Origin of the sequence: Rothia terrae, assembly GCF_012396615.1 — a bacterium.
GTDB classification, from domain to species: Bacteria; Actinomycetota; Actinomycetes; order Actinomycetales; family Micrococcaceae; genus Rothia; species Rothia terrae.
Window position 1 is genome coordinate 1 of record NZ_JAAXPV010000034.1, and the last position, 2,595, is coordinate 2,595.

General features: G+C 45.9%; 2 protein-coding genes. One reads left to right on the forward strand and one right to left on the reverse strand.

Annotation, left to right across the window (positions count from 1 at the left end):
• Positions 1 to 975: 975 nt before the first annotated feature.
• A complete protein-coding gene (locus HF984_RS11215; RefSeq protein WP_168615734.1) occupies positions 976 to 1,791 on the reverse strand; it encodes an ABC transporter ATP-binding protein in 816 nt (271 codons plus the stop codon).
• 326 nt (positions 1,792 to 2,117) lie between these two features.
• Here HF984_RS11215 and HF984_RS11220 point away from each other — a divergent pair, with 326 nt between their 5' ends.
• A complete protein-coding gene (locus HF984_RS11220) occupies positions 2,118 to 2,516 on the forward strand; it encodes a site-specific integrase (protein ID WP_168615735.1) in 399 nt (132 codons plus the stop codon).
• Positions 2,517 to 2,595 lie beyond the last annotated feature (79 nt).

Consider the following 2,595-nt stretch of genomic DNA (forward strand, 5'->3'; position numbering starts at 1 on the left):
CTCACATTAAGACCTGGCGGGTTCTGCACATGGGTTTCAGACGGCCGTTGAGCTCGTATCAGCGGGTGTTCTCGGTAGTTCGCGGGTTGGTGTTTTTGGCGGCTGGGAGGACTTTTGAATAAGCCTCTATGTCGCTCATTTCTTTTACAAGTGGATTGTCTGTTGTAATATTCCCCTTTTTGATAGGCTCGCAAGCGAATTCCTTTGGACTTCAAATCTCCTTTATTATTCCCCTGTTATGTATATTTTGCGCGGTGGCTCTAAATGTGTTACTGATTAAAAAAGAAATACATGCGATTAAATGATTTCATAAGTATATTTATCTATTTGTAGTCAAAGGGTAATGCGGGGTTGCTCTGCTGATATATAAGACTCCTGCTGTTTATCATTGGAGAGTTCTATTCTTATGAGAACTAAGTGGGTGTGAAAATCAGAATTCAGAAGCTACTAGCTCGTTAGTGTTGCTGTTATCTACTCGCTCAGGGGGGGGGCAATACCTTTTGGTCCGCCAATTATCTTCCTTTAGCGAAGTACTCTTCTATGGGGCTTATTCAAAAGTCCTACACCCACCAATAGAACAACGACCCCACCCGTGACACAGCGAGATTTAAGTCTTCAATCAAATAACCGCAACCAATCGGACATGCTGGTGTCAATCACCAGGTAATTTGCAGCATGGATGGAAAATTGCTGGCCCTCACTGGCCCTGTACCTGGCGCCAGGCATGATGCCTCTGCTTTCAAACATCATGGTTTGGACCAGTTGCTTGGACTTATCCACTTTGACTGATATAGGTTGCATCGGGCTAGGGCTGTCTATTCCAAGAAGACGTAGTAAAGCCCGTAGGATGCCTTCGGGCGTGAAAGTGGTGAATTCTCGTCGGACGGCGGTGGAACGGGTGATTGCTCAGGTTGAGACCTGGCGCATTTTGCATACGGATTTCGGCGACCGCTCGCCTTGTATGCTCGGGTGTTTTCAGTGGTGCGGGGGGTATACAACTGGGAGGACTTCTGAATAAGCCTCATCAATATTTTCTATCTTGATGCCAGTGTTTGTTTGAGTAGCCTGCGGATAAATGTGTAATGCTTTATGTGGTTCAGAAGTTTCGATGAGCAGGTCAGGAATGGATTCTTGGAAGAGTTCGTCTCTGCTGCCTTGGAAAATCAAGTGGCCGGTGTTGAGGATGCCAAAATAGTCTGCCATTTTATCGACCTCATCTAATAGGTGACTGGAAATCATGATAGTGACACCTTGATGAGAAAGATCGATGAGAAGATTTCTTATTTCTTCAATGCCTGCTGGGTCGAGACCATTTGTAGGCTCGTCGAGGACTAAGAGTTGAGGTTCTTTAGCTAGAGCCATTGCTATGCCAAGGCGTTGTTTCATGCCGAGTGAGTAGTTTTTGACTAATTTATTTTGGTGTTTATCGAGGCGTACAAGATTGAGTGCGCGATGTATTTGTTCTGGTTGTAGGTTGAGCATGTCTTTGACGATGTTCATGTTTTCGAGACCTGTGAGGTGAGTGTAACCCGGAGGTGCCTCGATCATTGATCCTACGGTGGGGATGATTTTTCCTCTGTTGTGTGGAGTGAGCGGTGTATTGAAGATCTTGATGTCGCCGTGTGTTGGTTGGGAGAGTCCTAAAATCATTTTCATGGTGGTTGATTTGCCTGACCCGTTGGGTCCTAGGAATCCGTAAATGTGACCAGCAGGGACTCGTAAATCTAGGGTGTTTACTGCTGTGTGGGACTTGAACTTCTTGGTTAGTTGTTTCGTTTGAATTGCGAACATATTTTCTCCTACAGTTTCATATATGACTATATTCTTTCACTAAAGTTATCTGAAGCACATCATTCCTAGAGATGGTCGTGGTTTACGCTGAAAGGTGCCCCATCCTCCGAGAGGACTACTTGCCTCGATGAAAATGTGTTCTCCTACAGATAGGTAGGTATTAGGAGGGCTTTTCCCCACTTCTGAAATAGTTTTGCTGGGAGACAACTTCTATTTATAGGTCATAATGTAGGTTATGTACCATAAAATGGGTTCAGCGGGCCTAGCTACTGTTTTTCGGTGGCATGGGTCTCGAAAACGTGTTTTGCCCAGAAAGTGTCTCGTGAATGCTCAGCGAACTTGAGATAATCACCAGTGAATCATCAGAGTTGATAGAATCTGACTCAACCCTGCCCAATTTCGTTAAACACCGTGAACACATCACCTCCTGGGCACTCTCCTATACCTCAAAAAATACTCAGCAGGCTTACCTGAATGATCTGAAGATATTCTGCGCCTTTCTGGATGAAGCAGGTGTTGATCTACTGCAGGTGCGACGCACTCACCTTGATGTGTTCTCCCGAGTCCACGAAAAGACCACCGACTCCAACGCATCGGTCGCGCGGCGGCTGGCTGCAATCTCGGCCTTCTACAGATTCCTGCTACTGGATGAGGTGATCGAAAAATCCCCGGCTGACTATGAGGCTTATTCAAAAGTAGGAACACACCCACACCCCACCAACTAGACAACGGCCCCACCAGCGGCAAAAATAAGAGGATTAAATCACTACAAATAACCTCAAACCATACCGGAAGAACCGTTGC

What these genes read in the sequence shown, in the direction of transcription:
- HF984_RS11215 (WP_168615734.1), bottom strand. Translation starts at nt 1,791, where the DNA reads ATGTTCGCAATTCAAACGAAACAACTAACCAAGAAGTTCAAGTCCCAC.
- HF984_RS11220 (WP_168615735.1), top strand. Translation starts at nt 2,118, where the DNA reads ATGCTCAGCGAACTTGAGATAATCACCAGTGAATCATCAGAGTTGATA.